18 protein-coding genes are annotated in these 17,823 nt (G+C 72.0%); 9 read left to right on the forward strand and 9 right to left on the reverse strand.

Annotated features, from left to right (window positions below; all coding sequences use genetic code 11):
• Positions 1–7 precede the first annotated feature (7 nt).
• From dgoD to DFJ67_RS17890, 3 genes are read right to left on the reverse strand one after another with little or no spacing between them, the layout of a single operon-like run.
• Entirely contained in the window at positions 8–1,156 is a 1,149-nt protein-coding gene (dgoD, locus tag DFJ67_RS17880) for a galactonate dehydratase (RefSeq protein ID WP_116069027.1), read from the reverse strand.
• Positions 1,137–1,856, reverse strand: coding sequence for a FadR/GntR family transcriptional regulator (locus DFJ67_RS17885; RefSeq protein WP_116069028.1), 720 nt, complete (start codon positions 1,854–1,856; stop codon positions 1,137–1,139). The genes dgoD and DFJ67_RS17885 overlap by 20 nt, the downstream gene beginning before the upstream one ends.
• 35 nt (positions 1,857–1,891) lie before the next feature.
• Positions 1,892–2,641 (reverse strand): SDR family NAD(P)-dependent oxidoreductase, encoded by a 750-nt coding sequence (locus tag DFJ67_RS17890; protein ID WP_116069029.1) that lies wholly within the window; start codon positions 2,639–2,641, stop codon positions 1,892–1,894.
• A gap of 162 nt (positions 2,642–2,803) precedes the next feature.
• On the opposite strand from DFJ67_RS17890, the gene DFJ67_RS17895 reads away from it, so the two are divergent.
• The 4 genes from DFJ67_RS17895 to DFJ67_RS17910 are packed head-to-tail and all read left to right on the forward strand — an operon-like array spanning position 2,804 to position 7,078.
• Positions 2,804–4,081 carry an ABC transporter substrate-binding protein gene (locus DFJ67_RS17895; RefSeq protein WP_116069030.1) on the forward strand — a complete coding sequence of 426 codons (1,278 nt, stop codon included), beginning with the start codon at positions 2,804–2,806 and terminating at the stop codon, positions 4,079–4,081.
• On the forward strand, positions 4,078–5,016 hold the full coding sequence (locus DFJ67_RS17900) for a carbohydrate ABC transporter permease (protein ID WP_239097203.1): 939 nt from the start codon (positions 4,078–4,080) through the stop codon (positions 5,014–5,016). Before DFJ67_RS17895 ends, DFJ67_RS17900 begins: the two co-directional genes overlap by 4 nt.
• Positions 5,016–5,855, forward strand: coding sequence for a carbohydrate ABC transporter permease (locus DFJ67_RS17905; protein WP_116069031.1), 840 nt, complete (start codon positions 5,016–5,018; stop codon positions 5,853–5,855). Before DFJ67_RS17900 ends, DFJ67_RS17905 begins: the two co-directional genes overlap by 1 nt.
• A complete protein-coding gene (locus DFJ67_RS17910; RefSeq protein ID WP_116069032.1) occupies positions 5,852–7,078 on the forward strand; it encodes a cellulase-like family protein in 1,227 nt (408 codons plus the stop codon). Before DFJ67_RS17905 ends, DFJ67_RS17910 begins: the two co-directional genes overlap by 4 nt.
• A 22-nt stretch (positions 7,079–7,100) precedes the next feature.
• Here the strand turns inward: DFJ67_RS17910 and DFJ67_RS17915 are convergent, their stop codons facing one another.
• On the reverse strand, positions 7,101–7,964 hold the full coding sequence (locus DFJ67_RS17915; protein WP_116069033.1) for an alpha/beta fold hydrolase: 864 nt from the start codon (positions 7,962–7,964) through the stop codon (positions 7,101–7,103).
• Positions 7,965–7,997: 33 nt separating this feature from the next.
• On the opposite strand from DFJ67_RS17915, the gene DFJ67_RS17920 reads away from it, so the two are divergent.
• Both DFJ67_RS17920 and DFJ67_RS17925 read left to right on the forward strand, forming a co-directional pair.
• On the forward strand, positions 7,998–8,501 hold the full coding sequence (locus DFJ67_RS17920) for a CGNR zinc finger domain-containing protein (protein WP_116069034.1): 504 nt from the start codon (positions 7,998–8,000) through the stop codon (positions 8,499–8,501).
• Positions 8,502–8,549: 48 nt separating this feature from the next.
• A complete protein-coding gene (locus DFJ67_RS17925) occupies positions 8,550–9,335 on the forward strand; it encodes a GNAT family N-acetyltransferase (RefSeq protein ID WP_116069035.1) in 786 nt (261 codons plus the stop codon).
• On the opposite strand, the gene DFJ67_RS17930 is transcribed toward DFJ67_RS17925, so the two are convergent.
• The gene (locus tag DFJ67_RS17930) at positions 9,330–10,133 is read right to left on the reverse strand and encodes an NAD(P)H-binding protein (protein WP_116069036.1); all 804 of its coding nucleotides are present in this window, start codon (positions 10,131–10,133) and stop codon (positions 9,330–9,332) included. The two genes, DFJ67_RS17925 and DFJ67_RS17930, sit on opposite strands and share 6 nt — an antisense overlap.
• A 102-nt stretch (positions 10,134–10,235) precedes the next feature.
• Between DFJ67_RS17930 and DFJ67_RS17935 the strand changes: the two genes are divergently transcribed.
• A complete protein-coding gene (locus tag DFJ67_RS17935) occupies positions 10,236–10,592 on the forward strand; it encodes a winged helix-turn-helix transcriptional regulator (protein WP_116069037.1) in 357 nt (118 codons plus the stop codon).
• Here DFJ67_RS17935 and DFJ67_RS17940 read toward each other — a convergent pair.
• Positions 10,574–11,434, reverse strand: coding sequence for an SDR family NAD(P)-dependent oxidoreductase (locus DFJ67_RS17940; RefSeq protein ID WP_203783616.1), 861 nt, complete (start codon positions 11,432–11,434; stop codon positions 10,574–10,576). The genes DFJ67_RS17935 and DFJ67_RS17940 overlap by 19 nt on opposite strands.
• A gap of 78 nt (positions 11,435–11,512) precedes the next feature.
• Positions 11,513–14,200, reverse strand: coding sequence for a helix-turn-helix transcriptional regulator (locus DFJ67_RS17945; RefSeq protein WP_116076344.1), 2,688 nt, complete (start codon positions 14,198–14,200; stop codon positions 11,513–11,515).
• Positions 14,201–14,273: 73 nt separating this feature from the next.
• On the opposite strand from DFJ67_RS17945, the gene DFJ67_RS17950 reads away from it, so the two are divergent.
• Together DFJ67_RS17950 and DFJ67_RS17955 are read left to right on the forward strand one after the other, a co-directional pair.
• Entirely contained in the window at positions 14,274–14,567 is a 294-nt protein-coding gene (locus DFJ67_RS17950) for a hypothetical protein (protein WP_116069039.1), read from the forward strand.
• A 21-nt stretch (positions 14,568–14,588) separates the two neighbouring features.
• Complete coding sequence (locus DFJ67_RS17955; protein ID WP_116069040.1) at positions 14,589–15,344, forward strand: NAD-dependent epimerase/dehydratase family protein; 756 nt, start codon at positions 14,589–14,591, stop codon at positions 15,342–15,344.
• On the opposite strand, the gene DFJ67_RS17960 is transcribed toward DFJ67_RS17955, so the two are convergent.
• On the reverse strand, positions 15,328–16,581 hold the full coding sequence (locus tag DFJ67_RS17960; RefSeq protein WP_116069041.1) for a Coenzyme F420 hydrogenase/dehydrogenase, beta subunit C-terminal domain: 1,254 nt from the start codon (positions 16,579–16,581) through the stop codon (positions 15,328–15,330). The two genes, DFJ67_RS17955 and DFJ67_RS17960, sit on opposite strands and share 17 nt — an antisense overlap.
• On the reverse strand, positions 16,578–17,804 hold the full coding sequence (locus DFJ67_RS17965; protein ID WP_116069042.1) for a polysaccharide pyruvyl transferase family protein: 1,227 nt from the start codon (positions 17,802–17,804) through the stop codon (positions 16,578–16,580). Before DFJ67_RS17965 ends, DFJ67_RS17960 begins: the two co-directional genes overlap by 4 nt.
• Positions 17,805–17,823 lie beyond the last annotated feature (19 nt).

A 17,823-nucleotide genomic window follows, 5' to 3' on the forward strand; every position in this document is an offset into this window, starting at 1 on the left:
ACCTAGCTCACCATTCGGCGAAGGAGCCGTCGTCGTGGCGCCAGACCGGGTTGCGCCAGGCGTGCCCGGTCGCGTCGGCCCGCCGCACCGCCGCCTCGTCGATGGTGATGCCGAGGCCGGGCGCGTCCCAGCGGGCGATGTGCCCGTCGACGATCCGCAGCGGCGCCTGGTCGGCCACATAGTCGAGCAGGTCGGCGCTGCCGCGGTGGTAGTGGATGCCCATGCTCTGCTCCTGGATCAGGAAATTGGGCGTGGCGAACGCGACCTGGAGGCTGGCCGCCAGCGCGATCGGGCCGAGCGGGCAATGCGGTGCGAACAGGGCGCCGTAGGTCTCGGCGAGCGCCGCGATCCGGCGCACCTCGGAGATGCCGCCGGCGTGCGAGAGGTCCGGTTGCACCACGCTGACGCCGGCCTGGAGCGCGGGCAGGAAGCCGGCCCGGTCGTAGATCCGTTCCCCGGTCGCCACCGGGACCGGCGCGCAGCGCACCAGGTCGCCGAGCAGGTGGGTCTGCTCCGGGACCAGCGGCTCTTCGACCAGCAGCGGCCGCAGCGGCGCGATGGCCGGCAGGATCATCCGGGCCGCCGGCAGGCTGGCCCGGCCGTGCAGGTCGACCGCCACGTCGCGGTCGTCGCCGAGGGCGGTGCGGGCGGCGCCGATCCGCTCGACCATCCGGTTGATCTCGCCGCTGGTGGGCACCGGCGAGAGGCGGCCGCTGGCGTTCATCTTGACCGCGGTCATCCCGGCCGCGACGTGCTCGGCGATCGCGTCGGCGAGCTCGCTGGGCTCGTCGCCGCCGATCCACGCGTACACCCGGGCCCGGTCCCGGACCGCGCCGCCGAGCAGCGCGTGCACCGGTGCGCCGTAGGCCTGGCCCGCGATGTCCCACAGTGCCTGGTCGAGGCCGGCGACGGCGCTGGAGAGCACCGGACCGCCCCGGTAGAAGCCGCCCTTGGTGAGCACCTGCCAGTGGTGTTCGATCCGCAGCGGGTCTTCGCCGATCAGGTATTCGGAGAGCACGTCGATCGCGGCCCGGACCACCTCCGCGCGGCCCTCGACCACCGGCTCACCCCAGCCGACCAGGCCCTCGTCGGTCTCCACCCGGCAGAACAGCCAGCGCGGTGGCACCAGGAAGGTCTCAATCCTGTCGATCTTCACGCCGGGTCCTCTCCAGCCGGACCACGTCTTCGATGGCCTGGTCGAGCAGCTTGCGCATGGCGCGCGCGGCCTGTGCGGGGTTGTGTCGCCGGATCCCGTCGACCACGGCTTTGTGGCTGGGCACCGGATCGCGGGGCCCGCCCGCGCCGTGCACCATCCGGTCGCGTTCGGCCAGCCCCGTCTCGATCACCACTTCCATGCGCTGGATCAGCTCGTTGTGGGTGGCGGCGAGCAGCGCCCGGTGGAAGTCGAGGTCGGCGGCCACCGCGGCGAGCGGGTCGGCGCCGGCGGCGGCCATGGCGGCCAGGGCCGCGTCGAGGGCCGCGATGTCGTCGTCGGTGGCGCGGGCGGCGGCCAGGCTGGCCGCGCCGGGTTCGACGATGCTGCGCAGCTCGTGGAGGTCGTCGAAGAGGCCGGGACCGGGTGACCGGGCGAACTGCCAGCGCAGCACGTCGCCGTCGAGCAGGCTCCAGGACGAGCGGGGGCGCACGAAGGTGCCGCGCTTGGGCCGGGCGTCGACCATGCCCTTGGCGGCGAGCACCCGCAGCGCCTCGCGGAGCACGGTGAGGCTGACGTCGAACTCGGCCTGGAGCGCGGTCAGGTCGAGGATCGCGCCCTCGGCAAGCTCGCCGGTGAGGATCCGCTGTGCCAGAACCTCAACCGTCTGACCGTGTACGCCACGCGCCGAGTAGTGGTGCATCCCGTTGTCTCTCCCTGAACGCGGTGGAGGGGCGATCATGCCGACGACTTCGTGGCGGTCCAGCCGCCGTCGACGACCAGGCTCGTGCCGGTCACGAAGGCCGCCTCGGGTGCGGCCAGGAACGCCACCGCGGCGGCCACCTCGTCGGGCGTGCCGAACCGGCCGGCGACCGTCTCGGCCACGCTCCGGGCGCGGTCGGCCGCGGAAACCCAGTCCCACGCGGCCGTCATGATCGGTCCGGGTAGGACAGTGTTCACCCGCAAAGCGGGACCGTACTCGACGGCGAGCTGCCGGGCCAGCGCCACCAGGCCACCTTTGGCCGCCGCGTAGGCAGGTCGGCCGGGCAGCCCGACCACAGCGTGCACAGAGGACACCACGACCACGCTGCCCTCGTGTGCCGTCAGGTCGGGCAGCAGCGCCTTGACGCCGAGGAAGGTGCCGGTGAGGTTGACCGCGATCTGCCGCTCCCACGAGGCCAGACTGGTCTCGCCGGCGGCCGCGACGTCCACAGTGGCCGCATTGCTGACCAGCACGCTGACCGGCCCGAACTCGTCACGCGCAGTAGCCGCGACCTGGTCCCAGTCGGCCTCGCCGGACACGTCGGCGACCACCGATCGGGCCCGCCCGCCGCCGGCCAGGATCTGGGCCACCACATCGTCGGCGGCATGCAGGTCGGCGAGCACCACGGCAGCACCCTCCGAAGCCAGCCGGCGGGCACATGCCGCACCGATGCCCCTCGCCGCACCCGTGACAACGGCGGTGCGACCTGCGAAGCGACCCGTCAACGCTCAACTCCTCCAGGCAACGAAGTCTTCATTAATTACGAAGATATGTTGACATCGAATCGACAGTGATGCAACCTCTTGGAAACACAACCCCCTTGGTTCTCCCCGTTGCAGTGCGCCGACCGAAGGTCCAGGCGCCTATAGCAAATTCGGAGGCTTCGCATGGTTTCTGCCCCCTTCAGTCGCCGCGGGTTCCTCGCCGGGATCGGCGGTGTCGGTGTGGCCGGGCTCCTCGGTGCATGCGCTACCGGGAGTAACGAAAGCGCCGGCGCCGCCTCCACGACGCTGACCCTCCAGTCGTCTCTTTCCGACCCCGACCCAAAGGCCGCGCTCACGAAGGTGGTCGAGGGCTACTCCAAGAGCCAGGTAACGCTCAACACCATTGCGATCGAGACGTTCCGCGCCCAGTTGCCCACCTACCTCAACTCGGGCAACCCGCCGGACGTGCTGACCTGGTATGCGGGCTCGGTGGCCCGCGACTACGCCAGCAAGGGCTTCCTGCTCGACGTCTCCGACCTGTGGACCGGCAGCGGCCCGTGCGCCGGCTTCTCGCCCGCGCTCAAGGAACTGTCCACTGCCGACGGTAAGCAGATCTTCGTGCCGACGAACTACTACTGGTGGGGCGTCTTCTACCGCAAGTCGGCGTTCCAGGAGTGGGGCGTGCAGGTCCCGACCACCTGGGACGAGTTCATCGCGGTCTGCAAGACCATCAAGAGCAAGGGCGTCGCGCCGATCAGCATGGGCACCGGCTCGACCCCGTGGGTCGCCTCCGGCTGGTTCGACTATCTCAACCTGCGGATCAACGGTGCCGACTTCCACCGCGAGCTGCTGTCCGGCAAGCACCCGTTCGACGGCCCCGAGGTCAAGACGGTGATGGACCACTATCGGCAACTCGTCGAATACATCGACCCCAAGGGCCGGTCCTACTCGTGGCAGGACGCGGTCACGCCGCTGACCGCGAAGAAGGCCGGCATGTATCTGATCGGTGCCTTCATCACCTCCGGGGTGCCGAGCGACGCCGTCGACGACCTCGACTTCTTCCGGGTGCCGATCATCGACCCGAGCGTGCCGGTCGCCGAGGAGGCGCCGACCGACGGCTACTTCGCCAGCGCCAAGTCGCGCAACCCGCAGCGCGCCAAGGAACTGCTCGGCTATCTCGCGTCGGCCCCGGCGCAGCAGCAGTTCATCCAGCTCGCCAAGTCGTCGAACCTGCCCACCTCGCAGGCCGTCGACACGACCACCTTCGCGCCGCTGGTGCAGAAGGGCATCAAGCTGCTCAACGAGAGCAAGGCGATCACCCAGTTCTTCAACCGGGACTCGAGCGACGAGTTGCAGACCACCGCCGACACCGCGCTGACCAAGTTCCTCGACTCGCCCGGCGACGTCAACAAGATCCTTACTGAATGGCAGGGCGCCGCGAAGAAGGTCCTCGGCTCGTGACGGCGGTAGCCGCGCCGCCCCGGCCGGAAGAGGTCGGCATGGCGCCACCACGACGGCGAAAGTCGGGGCTGCGCGCCGTACCCCCAATTGTCTGGGTGTTTCTGTTGATCCCGGCGGTGGTCGAGGTCGGCATGGTGTTCTGGCCGGCGGTCAACAGCTTCTACCTGTCGCTGACCGAGTGGAACGGGCTGGGCGCGGCCCGGCCTGTCGGGCTCGACAACTTCCGCGACCTGTTCAGCGACGGCATCTTCCTCGGCGCGCTGAAGAACAACGTCATCTGGGCCGTCGGCTTCGGCGGGCTCTCCGTGCTGGGCGGGTTGGCGCTGGCCCTGGCGCTCAACCGGCCCCGCCGGGGCGTCGGCCTCTACCGCAGCGCGATCTACCTGCCGATGGTGTTCTCGCTGGCGGTGACCGGGCTGTTCTGGCGGGTGCAATACCAGCCGGACGGCACGATCAACACGTTGCTCGGCGCGGTCGGCCTGGAAAGCGTCGAACGGCAATGGCTGGCCGACCCGCACACCGCGCTCTACGCGGTGCTGATCGCCGCGGTCTGGCGCCAGGTCGGCTACGTGATGGTGCTCTACCTGGCCGGGCTCAAGGGCACCGACCCGACGCTCGACGACGCGGCCGCGGTCGACGGCGCGACCGCCTGGCAGCGCTTCCGGTTCGTCACCTGGCCGCAGTTGCGCGGCGTCAACACGGTGGTCTTCGCGGTCACGGTGATCGACTCGCTGCGTACGTTCGACATCGTCTGGGCGATGACCCAGGGCGGCCCCTACCACTCGTCGGAGCTGCTCAGCACCTACATGTTCCAGCAGGGCTTCACGTTCCTGAACCTCGGTTACGCGTCCGCGATCGCCGTGGTGATCTTCGCGCTCGCCCTGATCTTCATCATCACCTACCTGGTGCGGGCCACGAAGGAAGAGGTCGCCTGATGACCACCGCGTCGATCCGAAAGCGGCGCCGCGGTTGGGGATTCCACGCGGTGATGGCGCCGCTCACCCTGCTCTGGGTGGCGCCGATGGTGTTCGTGCTGGTGCTGGCGTTCCGCTCGTTCGACGACATCGCCGCCCGGGGCACCGCGGCCTGGCCGGTCTCGCTGAGCCTCGACGGGTTCCGCGAGGCGCTGGGCCGCGGCACGATGGGCCGGGCGCTGTGGACCAGCGTGCAGGTCACGGTGCCGGCGGTGCTGCTCAGCCTGCTGCTCGCGTCGTGGGCGGCCTACGCGTTGAGCCGGTTCGCCATCCCGGGCCGGCGGGCGATCCTGCTCACGATGCTCGCCGGCAACCTGTTGCCGCCGCAGATCCTGCTGATCCCGGTGTCGCGGGTGATGGAGTCGCTCGGCATCTACGACACCCTGGTCGCGCTCGTCGCCATCCACGTCGGCTTCGGGCTCGGCTTCTACACCTTCGTGCTGCACGGCTTCATGCGGTCGATCCCGGGGGAGCTGACCGAGGCGGCCCGGATGGACGGCGCCGGCCCGGTGCAGATCTACGGCCGGATCATCATGCCGCTGTGCCGGCCCTCGTTGGCCGCCCTCGGCGCGCTGGCCACCACCTGGATCTTCAACGACCTGATCTGGGCGATCACCGTGCTGCGCACCGAGGCGAAGCTGCCGGTCACCGCGGCGCTGCTCAACCTCCAAGGCGGCTACGTGAGCAACTGGAACGTGGTCGCGGCCGCCTCGGTGATCGCGGCCGTACCCACCGCGATCGTGTTCTTCGCCTTCCAACGGCATTTCGTCTCCGGCCTGTTGATGGGATCGAACAAATGACCAGACCGATGACCATCTCGTTGTGGGACTTCACCTGGTATACCCGCACCGGGCCGGGCCAGCCGTTCGCCGACCTCGGCGAGGCGTTCCGGCAGGCGGTCGACCGGGGCTACGACACGATCCGCATCTGCGCGATGCCCTACCTGCTGTTCGGCTCCGGGCTCGACACGTCGGCCTTGCGGTTCACCGGGCTCGGCGGCGAGTTCGGCCAGCGCACCCGGTGGTACGACGTGCCGGACGGCCCGCCGGTCGACGGCCGGGCCCACCTGCTCGAGCTGTTCCGCCAGGCCAAGGCGCACGACTGCCGGATCATCGTGTCGAGCTGGGAATACCAGCAATCGCCGTCGTTCGGGGTCGACGACGCCTGGCACCGGGCGATGCGGGCGGTGCCGCGGGAGGACCGCACCGTCGCGCTGGCCGACGCGCACGCCGACCTGATCGACTTCCTGCGCGCGGCGGGCCTGGACGACGTGGTCGCGTTCGTCGAGTTGCACAACGAGGTGCAATTCAGCGGGCTGCACGGCGGCGAGGGCGTCGTCGGGATGCGGGCGTCGCTCGAACGCGGGATCGACCGGTTCAAGCAACGGCACCCGGACGTGCCGGTGACGGTCAACTACGCCCGGGTGCCGGTGGGCGAGATGCGCGGCCTGCCGCGCAACATGGACGTCGCGGTCTTCCACCCCTACGTGTATGGGGTGCTGGGCCAGCTCTACGACGAGTTCGCCCTCCGCGACCCGAGCCGGCCCTTCCCGCAGGAGCGGGCATTCGCCGAGTTGCTCCGCGACGACGCGCCGAAGCTCGACGACTGGCGCCCGCCCGCGTCGTGGAAGAGCGAGGCGACCATCGTGCCGCACCGCGAGATCTACGCGCACGACTGGTGCGACCCCGACAAGTGGGACCGCTGGCTCTACGACCGCTACGGCGAGCACCGGCAGGCGATGCGGCAGACGATGGACACCTGGCTGTCGGTCGCGGCCGACCACGCGGCCGCGCGCGGCATCCCGCTGGTGTTCGGCGAGGGCTGGGTCGGCTACACGCCGCTGCACGCCGGCTTCGAGGAAGGCCCGGTCGGTGCCGAGATCTGCGCGCAGGCGATGCGCACCGCCCGCGACCTCGGCGCGTGGGGCACGGTGGTCTGCTCCAACGCGGCGCCGCACCATCCGATGTGGCAGGACGTGGCGTTGCAGCGCCGGCTCAACGCCGAGTTCCGGGAGAACCGCTGAACATGTGATCGAGTTGAGCCGCTCAGCTGATCTTCGCCAGGAACCTGGTGATGTGGGCGGCCACGGTTTCGAGGTGGCTCTCCAGCAGGAAATGGCCGCCGTCGACCAGGTGGACCTCGGCGTCCTTGACGTCGTCGGCGAACGCCTGGGCGCCGGCCGGGGCGAAGATTCCGTCGTTGCGGCCCCACACTGCGAGCACCGGCACCTGGCTTTCGCGCAGGTAGTCGTGCAGCTTCGGGTAGAGCGGCAGGTTGTTGGCGTAGTCGGCGAACAGCTCGAGCTGGATCCGGTCGTTGCCGGGTCGGGAGACCAGGGCGAGGTCGTGCTCCCACGTGTCGGGGCTGACGACGCTCTCGTCGGCTACGCCGTGCAGGTATTGCCAGCGGATCGCGTCGAGCGTCAACGCCTGGCGTACGCCCGCCTCGGTGGTCGGCGACGGGTCGTGCCAGTAGGCGCGCACCGGCGCCCAGAACTCGTCGACGAAGCCCGCCTCGTACCCGTTGCCGTTCTGGGTGATGATCGCCGTCACCGCGGCCGGCCGGGCCAACGCGAGCCGCCAGCCGATGGGTGCGCCGTAGTCCTGGACATACATGGCGTAGCGGTCGACGCCCAGCGTGTCGAGCAGCCCGGCGGTCAGGTCGGCCAGCCGGTCGAACGTGTAGTCGACCTCCTCGACCGGCGGTGCGTCGGAGAAGCCGAAGCCGAGATGGTCCGGCGCGATCACGTGATAGTGCTCGGCGAGCAGCGGGATCAGGTCGCGGAACATGAACGAGCTGGTCGGAAAGCCGTGCAGCAGCACGACTGCCGGAGCGTTCACCGGCCCGGATTCGCGGTAGAAGAGCGTCCGGCCGTCGACGTTCGCGTACCGATGATGGATCGTGGTCATGATCTAACCCCCCCGTAAGGGTTAGGAAATGCCATGCCGGAGATACGGTCGGACGCCGACGTGCTGCTCGCGATCCTCAACAGCACCCCGGTCGTCGACGGTCAGCCGGCTGACGAACTTGCCGACCCGGCAGCGGCGCGCGAGTGGCTCCGTGACCTCGGCGGGCGTGGCACCCGCGGCGAGCGGGAGCAGGTCCGGGCGGTGCGGTCCGCGTTGCAGGCCGTCGTGCGCGGTGCGCAACCGCCCGCCACGCTGGCCCCGCTCATGGCCGGTGTGTCGCTCGAGCCCGAGGTGACCGACGCCGGCATCACCTGGCGTCCCAACGTCCCCGCCGACCGCGACCTGGCCGTGCGCGCCGTGCTCACCTGGGATGCCCTCGCCAAGGAAAGCCCCGGCCGGCTGCGGCCCTGCGCCAACGACGAATGCCAGCTCTTCCTGCACGACCGCAGCAAGACCAACACCGCGCGCTGGTGCTCGATGGCCGTCTGTGGCAACCGGATGAAGGCTCGCCGGCACTACCAACGAGGCCGCGGTTAGGCAAAAACGGATTGCCGGTCGGGCGCGCCGTTGGCATGCTCCGGCGTGATGATGACACGCGACGAGCTACTGGCTCTCCACGACCAACAGGTGCGCGGCACGGTTGCCGCCCGGATGCCGGCGTCCTGGGAGGCCGTGCAGGACGGGCCTGTCCTACAGGTCGCCACTCCGGGGCGCGGGCTGGTCTTCGCACCCGATCTCGACGGGGTGAGCGTCGAGCAACTCGACGCCCTCATCGGTCGGGTGCGCGACCGCGCCGTGACGAATGGCCGGGCGGTCGAGTGGAAGACCTACGGCCACGACCGGCCGGATCTCCCCGAGCGGCTGCGGCTGGCCGGGTTCACGGCCGACTCCACCGAGACGGTGGTGATCGGGCTGGCCGCCGATCTGACCCAGGCCGGCACCGCTCCCGACGGCGTCACCATCCGCGCCACCACCGAGCTGGCCGACCTGCGCAAGATCGGGGCCTTGGAGTCCGAGGTGTGGGGCGAAGACCTGTCGTGGCTGGCCGACGACCTGCACGACCGGATCCGGTCGGCGCCGGACAACATCGTCATCCTGGTGGCCGAGGCAGCCGGCGAGGTCGTTTCGGCCGCGTGGCTGGTGGTCTTCCCCGGCACCGAGTTCGCGGCGCTCTGGGGCGGGTCGACCCTGACGCGGTGGCGGCGAAAGGGCATCTACCGCGCTCTCGTCGCACACCGCGCCCGGATCGCCGTCGACCGGGGAATCAAATATCTCCAGGTCGACGCGTCCGACAACAGCAGCCCGATCCTGCAACGGCTCGGCCTGCAACCAGTGACCGCCACGACGCCCTACCTGTGGAAGCCTTCATAGCCTGAACGCCGCCGCGTTGCGCCGCGCCCACCCGGCGAAGGTGCCCGCGGCGCGGCCCAGCAACGCCGCCACGTGCGGGCTGACCCGTTGTTCGGCCTCCGTCGGCGTGCCGAGGATGGCCAGGGTGCCGTCGACCACCGGCTCGGGCATGAACCGCAGCATCCGGGCACGCGCCTCGTCGCGGGTCAGGTCGACGAACCGGATCGGCTCGCCCAGCGCGGCGGCGATGGCCTCGGCCTGGGCCCGGGGCGTCACCGGCTCCGGCCCGGTCAGCTCGTAGATCCGGCCGCCGTGCTGGTCGCTGCGCAGCACCGTGGCGGCGACCTCGGCCAGGTCGGCCGGGTCGACGACCGGCAGGCCCACGTCGCCGAAGGGCGCGGCCACGGTGTGCTCGGCCTGGATCGAACCCGCCCAGGCGTACGCGTTGGACGCGTGCCCCGCCGACCGCAGGACCGTCCACACCAGACCGGAGCCGGCGATGGCCTCCTCGATGGCCCGCAGTGGCGCGTAGGACACAGAATCCGGCCGGGTGCCCACCGCCTGCGAGGAGAGCAGCACGATCCGCTCGACCCCGCCGGCCTTGGCGACGTCGACGATGTCGTCGATGGGCAGCCCGGCCCCCGCGCCGGGAACGAGCAGGAACAGGGCGGTCGCGCCGTCGACCGCCGGCTTGAGTGTCTCCGGCCGGAAGAGGTCGGCCACTGCGGTGGACACCGGCATCACCTGCTCGCCCGCTTCTGTCAACGCCCGCACCAGCGAACGGCCGACGTTACCCGTTGCTCCGGTCACCACGATCATCGAAAGCTCCCCGATGTTGTTGTCGGCCGGGCCTCGTGCTCGGCGACCGGGCGACGCTAACATCGCGTTGATAGTAGGTACCTAGAGGAAAGTGACTTCCCCGTGGCACTCGCACCGGAGCAGGCCTGCCCGATCTCGCCCGTCGTCGACATCGTCTTCAGCCGGTGGACCACGCCGATCCTGTGGAGCCTGCACTACTACGGGCGCCAGCGTTTCGTCGAGCTCGAACGCGGGATCGCCTCGATCACGCCGAAGGTGCTCACCCAGCGGCTGCGCCAACTCGAACGCGACGGCCTCGTCGTGCGCACCTACCACGCGGAGATCCCGCCGCGGGTGGAATACGAGATCAGCGATCTCGGGCGCACCCTCGCGCCGCTGTTCGCGCATCTGTCCGAGTGGGCCACCACCCACCTCGGCGAGGTCGAGGAGGCCCGGGGCGCCTACGACGGGCCGCGCTGAGTCAGCGACCCCGGCGCGGGCAGGTGGAAGATCCGGCGGCGCAGCGCGTCCTGGGCGCGGATCGGCAGCCAGCGGCCGATCGTGGCCAGCAGCCGCGCGTCCTTGCCGGCCAGATAGCGGGCGCGCGGGCGGCGAGCCGACAACGCCTTGGCCACCACCGCGGCGACCACGTCCGGCGGGCTGCCGGCCCGCTCGCGGGCCAGCGCGCGGGCGACCATCCCGAGATAGGTGTCGGCATAGAGGTCGCGCAGGTCCGGTGGGAACGACGCCACCGCCTGGTGCGCGCCCTGCTCGACCTTGTCGACCGCCTCGGTGTGGATGCTCGCCGGCGCCAACAGCACGACCCGCACCCCGAACGGCGCCAACTCCTGCCGGAGCGATTCCGTCAGCGCGCCCAGGGCCGACTTCGACGCACCCAGCGGGCCGCCGAACGGGAGGTTCATCCGGTCGCCGATCGAGCCGATCACCACGATCCGCCCGCGGGCCCGGCGCAGCAGCGGCAGGAAGCCCTGGGTCACCGCGACCTGCCCGACGACGTTGACCTCGAACTGCTGCCGCAACGCCTCCAGCGGCAGCAACTCCAGCGGCCAGGTCACCCCGATGCCGGCGTTGTCGACCAGGCCCGCCAACCCGGCCGGGCCGACATGCTGCTCCACCGCCACGACGGCGGCCTTGACCTGGTCTTCCCGCGTCACGTCGAGGATCAGTGGCGTGATCGCCCCGGCGGCCAGCCTGGCCGCATCGGCCTCCCGCCGCACGCCCGCGAACACGTGCCAGCCCGATCCGGCGAGCCGCTCTGCCGTGGCGCGGCCGATCCCGGTCGACGCGCCAGTGACCACCACGTGGGGTTTCCCGCATTCCATGCGAGTCAGCCTGCGCCGCCGTGGCCGGGCGTCGAATCTGTCAGGTGACTGGTCGAGTCAGCTCAGGTCGATGCCCGTGAGCTGGTGGCGATCCGCGATGCCGAGCTTGGGGAAGATCTTGTAGAGGTGGTAGCCGACCGTGCGCGGGCTGAGGAACAGCTGCGCGCCGATGTCGCGGTTGCTGAGCCCGCTGGCGGCCAGCCGGGCCACCTGCAACTCCTGCGGGGTGAGCCGGGTGAGCAGGCTGGCCCGGTCGGCCGCGGCCGGCAGCGTCTCGCCGGTCGCCCGCAGCTCGGCGCGGGCGCGTTCGGCGAACGGGCGGGCGCCGGACTCGTCGAACACCCGCAACGCGGCGCGCAGCGGGTCGCGGGCCTCGGCGCGGCGGCGGACCCGGCGTAGCCACTCGCCATAGAGCAACTGGGTGCGGGCCAGCGCGAGCGGCCGGTTGGCGTCGCGCAGCAGCGCCAGCGCGCGTTGATAGCCCGGCTCGGCGTCGTCGGCGAGCAGGGCCCGGCTGCGCTCGAGCAGCGCCGCGACCATCGGGCCGGCCTGGTGCCCGACCCAGCGGGCATAGCGATCGAGGATCGGCGCGGCGCGCTCCGGTGCGCCGGCCCGGACCGCGGCCTCGATCCAGTCGGGCGGTGCCAGATAGGCGAAACCAAGGTGGGTACGCAGCCGCTCCGGCACCGCCTCGAAGCGCTCCAGCGCCGCCGGGTAACGCCCGGCGGCCACGTCCATGGTGGCCAGTGCGAGGGCGGCCAGCGCGGCGTTGGCCTGGTGCCGCTCGCCGCCTTGCCGCAGGGCCGCACCGGCCCACTCGGTGCAGCGTTCCTCGTCGCCGGTCAGCGCGTAGATCCGGCTGACCAGCGTGCGCAGGTTGCCGGCCGAGTGCTCCTGGCCGGTCTCCTCGGCGATCCGGACGCCCTCCAGGCCGCTGCGTTCGCCCTCGCGCAGCCGGCCGAGCGCGAGGGCCGCCATCGCGTGGTTGAGCAGCAGGTGCGGCAGCCCGCCGATCAGCCCCCGGTCCCGGCCCTCGGCGAGCAGCCGACCGCTGAGCTCGTAGGCCTCCTCGTCGGCGCCGACGAACAGGTGCAGGAAGGCCACATGGGCCCGGGTGCCGGCGATCGCCGGGCTGATCAGCTCGGCCTGGACCGCGCGGACCGCGGGCCCGAGCGGCGCCGCGGTCCGGCCGGCCAGCAGCTCGCCCAGGGTGGCGCTGGCCGACATCAGCGGGCGCAGCGGGTCGTCGGGCGGCAGTCGCAGTGTGCGGATCAGCTCGACCGGCCGGGTCAGATCCGGTGGCCGGTCGGCGAAGTAGGCCATCCGCATCGTCTCGATCAGCATCTGGGCCGCCCGGTCGGGATCGCTCCCGTGGATCAGCGCGGCACCGTCGGTGACCATTGTGGACGCTCGGGCCGGCGTACCCTGTTCGAACTCGACCTTGGCCCGCACCCAGGCCGTCATCGCCGCCGTGGCGGGGTCGGTGGGCAGGTCGGCCACCTCGGCGGCGAGCGCCGCGGCCCGATCGAGCTGACCGGCATCGCGGGCCCGGGTGGCGGCCGCCGCCAGTCGCCGGGCCCGCTCGGTGGGATCCGCGGTCAACCGGGCGGCCCGTTCGTGCGCCGCGGCACTCGCCGCGTAGCCGCCCCGCAGCCCGGCCCGGTTGGCCGCCTCGTCGAGCGCGACCGCGGCGTCGGGGTCGAACCCGGTGGCGGCGGCGGCCAGGTGCCAGGCGCGGCGGTCGCGTTCCTCGGGGGCGGTCAGCGCGCCGGCGAGCGCCCGGTGCGCGGCGAGCCGGTCGACCGTCGCCGCCCGGCCGTAGACCGCGGTGCGGATCAGCGGATGCCGGAACGCCACCGTTCCGTCGGCGAGCCGCACCAGGTCGGCGGCCTCGGCGGGCGCCAGGTCGGCCACGCCCGCGCCCAGCCGCTCGGCGGCGCCGAAGACCACCCGTGGCTCGCCGGTGTCGTCGGCCGCGGTCACCAGCAGCAGCCGGCGGGTCGCGTCCGGCAGGCGGTCGACCTGGGCGCCGAAGCTCGCCACCACCCGGCCACCGCCGTTGCCGCCGTGGCCGTCTGGTGTGCCGGCGGCGCGGGCCAACTCGATCAGCGCGAGCGGGTTGCCGTCGGCCTCGGTGAGCAGGCGGTCGCGGGTCGCGGTCGGCAGGTCCGGCGCATACGCGTCAAGCAGCGCGGCCCCGTCGGCAGCGGACAGCCGATGCAGTTGCCGGGTGGGCAAGCCGGTGGCCGGCGCGTCGTTGCGGGCCGCCAGCAGCAGCACCACGCCCTCGGCGTCGAGCCGGCGCGCCGCGAAGAGCACGGCTTCCACCGAAGCGGCGTCGAGCCATTGCAGATCGTCGACGAGACAGACCAGCGGGGCGGCCTCGGACAGCAGGGTCAGGGTGGCCAGACCGGCCAGAAACCGGTCGACACCGGGCGCCTCGGCCAGGCCGAACGCCGCCCGCAGCGCGGCCTCCTGCGGTGCGGGGAGCGAGTCGAGCCGGTCGAGGGTGCCGCGCAACAGCATGTGCAGGCCGGCGAACGGGAGTTCGGCCTCCGACTCGACGCCGGCGCAGCGCAGCACCGGTAGGTCCTGCGCGCGGGCGGCCGTCGCGGCCCGGCCGAGCAGGGTGGTCTTGCCGCTGCCCGCCTCGCCCTGGAGCAGCAGCGCGGCGCTGCGCCCGGACCTGGCGGCGGCGAGCAGCCGGTCGATCTCGGCGAGCTCGGCGGCCCTTCCAACCAGCACGACCTTCAACCTATCGCCGTGACCGGTCATCCGACGGATTCGGGTCACCGGGACGGCTGCCTATCGTGGCGGAATGTCTGGTTCTACCCTGTGCCCGGACCTGAACGGCGACCTCGGTCGGCTGCGGGCGCTCTCCGCGGCGCCGGCCGCCGGCACGATGCTGGCCGCGGCCAGCCTCGCCTTCAGCGTCTCACTGGAAGTCTGCGCGGTGCTGCGGGCGTCGGCGCGGCTCGACGAGCACGCCCGCCTGATCCGGCACACCGCGACCGTGCTGGCCGCCCAGGCGCCGGACGGCGCGGTCGCCGAGGCCGAGTTGCGCCGGCACCTCGACGACCTGTCCGAAGTGGAAGAGATGGAAGAAGTCTGACCATGAAGGTGTTCCTCGCCGGTGGTCGGCGACGCGCTCGACCGGTCGAGCCTGCTCCGCGCGGTCGACGGCCTGGCCGCCGACGCGGTGGTGCACGAACTCACCGCGCTGCGGGCGGCACCGACCCGGCACCGCGGGATGGTGCCCACCGACCGGCTGCGCGAGGTCGGCACGGCCAACCTGCTCGCGGCCGCGGAAAGCCTCGGCGCCGCCCGGTTCATCACCCAATCGATCATTCTGGGGTACGGCTACCGCGACCACGGCGACCGCGTCCTCACCGAGGATGACCCCTTCGGGCAGCCGCAGGGAGATGGATGCGACCCGCACCTGGCCGCGATGCGCTCCACCGAACAGCAGGCGTTCACCGCACCGGTCGGGATCGCGCTGCGCTACGGGATGTTCTACGGCGGCGACCCGGCCGAGAAGCGGGCGCTGCTGGCCCGGCGCCGGCTCGCGGTCAGCCGCGGCGGCCTGCTCGGCTGGATCCACCACGACGACGCGGCCGCCGCGACGGTGGCCGCCCTCGCCTCCGTGCGGGACAACATCGTCGACGACCGCCCGGCGTCGTGGGCCGACCTGTTCACCGCGATGGCCGCCGCGTATGGCACTCCCGCGCCGCCCCGGTTGCCGGCCTGGCTGTTCCGGTTGGCCGCGCCCTACGTGGCGACCTTCGCGATCGACACCTCGATGCGGGTTTCCAACGCGAAGGCCGAGCAGGAGTTGGGCTGGAAGCCGGCGTATCCGTCCTATGTCGAGGGTCTTACTCCATCGGCGTGAGGTCGGCGGCGTCGCGCAACCGCTTGCGGCGGATCCGGCGGACCGTGCCGACCGTCGACTGGAGCTTCTCCTTCGTCGACAGGTTTTCCCGCCACATCCGGGCCATCGGGAGGTGCCGGGTGCGCGGTGTCATCAGGCCCGCCGCTCGCAGCGTCACCATCCGGCCCCAGACCGCGCCGCGGGCGCGCAGCAGGTTGGGCTGCGACGCCGGCAGCAGCTCCGGGCCGACCTGCTCGAGGACGAGCGCGCCGGCGGCGATCGCGGCCTCGATCAGCTTGAGGCCGCGCTCGGTGCGGGCGAGGACCAACGAACGGCCGGGGTCGCCCGCCGTCGGGCGGTACCACGGGTCGCCGACCGCGACGTCGGCGAACTCGCCGGTGTGGTCGGCACACAGGTAGCAGCGCCACTGGCGGTGCTTCTGGAGGATGTCGCCCCAGGACTGCTCGTAGGTCAGGGTGCGCTCGGCCGAGTCGCCGGGGACGGCGGTGCGGGCCTCGCCGGGCCAGCCGTTGCCGCGGTAGGCCACGTGCGAGATGGTCGACGGGTCGTCGACCCCCATCACCTTGAGCATCTCCAGCGTGCCCTGGGTCGACGGGGTGCCGGCGCAGAACACCGCGATGGTCAGGCCGACCTTGCGGTCGAGTTCCGGCCGCTCGCGCCGGGCCATCGAGACCGCCGCCACGTCACAGGGCTTGCCGATGAACACCGACGGCGTCTCGCCGGCCTCGACCAGGTCGAGGCGCTCACACGGGCTCGCCGGTGCGTAGCGGGAGCCCGCGTTGGCCAGCAACTCGTCGCGGCTGCGGGACAGCCGGGCCTCGTTGAGGTAGGGGACGTCGGCCCGCGCGCCGATGTGCAGCGCGCCGGTCATCCCCTCCTGCTCGATGAGGAACGCCGACAGGGCCGTCGCCACGCCACCGCTGGAACCCGCGAAACGGATCTCCGGGTCGGCCGCGTAGCCCTCGTAGACCCGGAGCACCGGACCCCAGGCCGCGCGCAGGTCGGCGTATTCGCCGGGCCCGGCCGCGCCGGAGTCGTGCTCGAGCTTCACGCCCGGGCAGCACTTCAGCGCCTCGGCCGCGCCCGGACCGCGCACCGGCAGCAGCGGCAGCGGGCGGCGTCCGTATTCGAGGACGTCGCCCATCTTCACCTCGTCGGGTGCCAGGTAGGCGCACACCCCGCAGCCGGTGCACATCTTCCCGGCGGCGACGTCGTGGACGTCGCGCGGCTCCTTCATGCCGCACCTTCCTTGGCCAGCGCCACGATCTCGTCCATCTGCTCGCCCGCGCGCCGCACGGCCACCGGCACGCTCTCCGCGAGTTCGGCCGCGGCGGCCGACCGGTTGGACCACGACTTCCAGAGCGTGTCGAGCAACTCGTCGTCGCCGAGCGTGCGGGCGTCGGCCACGTGCCGCTCCTGCCCGACCGTGGCGAACACCCCACGAGCCTTGAGGCTGTAGGCCAGGATCGCCGCCGGCACGGCCGAAGAGAGCGCCGCGATCGTGGCGTGCATCCGCATGCCGCAGAACCACGCGGTGCGGCTGATCACCCACTTGGTCTGGTGCGGGTCGAGCCCGCGCGGCGTGATCGCGATCCGGTCGCCGTATTTGCTGGCCAGGTCGGCACGCAGCGCCTCGCTGGTCGCGGTGTCGTCGTCGGTGCCGCCGGCGGCGAGCACGTGCGGCACGATGATCACCCGGGTGTCGGGCTCGTCGAGCACCCGCTCGCAGATCTGCCGGGCCACCCGGCCGCCGTCGCCGGCCAGCCGGAACTGGGCGATCCCCTCGGCCCGCGACATCAGCCCGCTGACGTTGATGCCCATCACCGGGCCGTCGGCGGCCGCGAACCAGGCCGCGAGCTGGTCGAACGCGGCACCCTCGGGGGCACGCGGTTCGAGGCCGAACGCCACGTCGACGCCCTCGCGGTGTCGCCGGGGGTCGAAGTCGGCGCCGAGCAACTCTTTGAGCGCGGCGTAGCTGTCGGGGTCGCGGGCCCAGGCCATCGCCGCGCCGCGGGCCAGGTTGGTCGCCTCCGCGCGGATCCGGGGGATCTTGAACGGGCCGTAGGTCTGCGGCAGCAGCACCAGCTTGCGCTTGCGCAGCAGGGCGAGCTTCTTGGGCCAGGCGACCGTGCGGAACCGGTGCTCGCCGTAGATGTCGCTGAAGCTGTCGCCGCCGCTGACGTCGAGCACCACGTCGGCGCCGTCGATCGCGGAGACGCCGCTGTTGCCCAGGCCGCCGAGGGCGGCGCTGACCCGCATGTTCACATAGGACTCGGGCTTGTGGTAGCGGCGCGAGTGCCGGGCGCCGGACAGCGTGATCGGCACCGGCTCGCCGTGCACATAGGCGGTGCCGGGGCGTTCGCCCCAGCCGTCGTCGAAGACCGTCATCCGGGCGCCCGGCTCGCGGGCCAGGAACGCGCCGATGGTGGCCGCCCGCAACGCACCGACGCCAAGGTTCAATGTGGACCCTGGAACACCG

It is taken from the genome of Asanoa ferruginea, assembly GCF_003387075.1.
In the GTDB taxonomy this organism is placed as follows: domain Bacteria; phylum Actinomycetota; class Actinomycetes; order Mycobacteriales; family Micromonosporaceae; genus Asanoa; species Asanoa ferruginea.

What these genes read in the sequence shown, in the direction of transcription:
- DFJ67_RS17930 (WP_116069036.1), bottom strand. Translation starts at nt 10,133, where the DNA reads ATGATCGTGGTGACCGGAGCAACGGGTAACGTCGGCCGTTCGCTGGTG.
- DFJ67_RS17950 (WP_116069039.1), top strand. Translation starts at nt 14,274, where the DNA reads ATGTCTGGTTCTACCCTGTGCCCGGACCTGAACGGCGACCTCGGTCGG.
- DFJ67_RS17885 (WP_116069028.1), bottom strand. Translation starts at nt 1,856, where the DNA reads ATGCACCACTACTCGGCGCGTGGCGTACACGGTCAGACGGTTGAGGTT.
- DFJ67_RS17895 (WP_116069030.1), top strand. Translation starts at nt 2,804, where the DNA reads ATGGTTTCTGCCCCCTTCAGTCGCCGCGGGTTCCTCGCCGGGATCGGC.
- DFJ67_RS17915 (WP_116069033.1), bottom strand. Translation starts at nt 7,964, where the DNA reads ATGACCACGATCCATCATCGGTACGCGAACGTCGACGGCCGGACGCTC.
- DFJ67_RS17925 (WP_116069035.1), top strand. Translation starts at nt 8,550, where the DNA reads ATGATGACACGCGACGAGCTACTGGCTCTCCACGACCAACAGGTGCGC.
- DFJ67_RS17920 (WP_116069034.1), top strand. Translation starts at nt 7,998, where the DNA reads ATGCCGGAGATACGGTCGGACGCCGACGTGCTGCTCGCGATCCTCAAC.
- DFJ67_RS17960 (WP_116069041.1), bottom strand. Translation starts at nt 16,581, where the DNA reads ATGAAGGAGCCGCGCGACGTCCACGACGTCGCCGCCGGGAAGATGTGC.
- DFJ67_RS17910 (WP_116069032.1), top strand. Translation starts at nt 5,852, where the DNA reads ATGACCAGACCGATGACCATCTCGTTGTGGGACTTCACCTGGTATACC.
- DFJ67_RS17905 (WP_116069031.1), top strand. Translation starts at nt 5,016, where the DNA reads ATGACCACCGCGTCGATCCGAAAGCGGCGCCGCGGTTGGGGATTCCAC.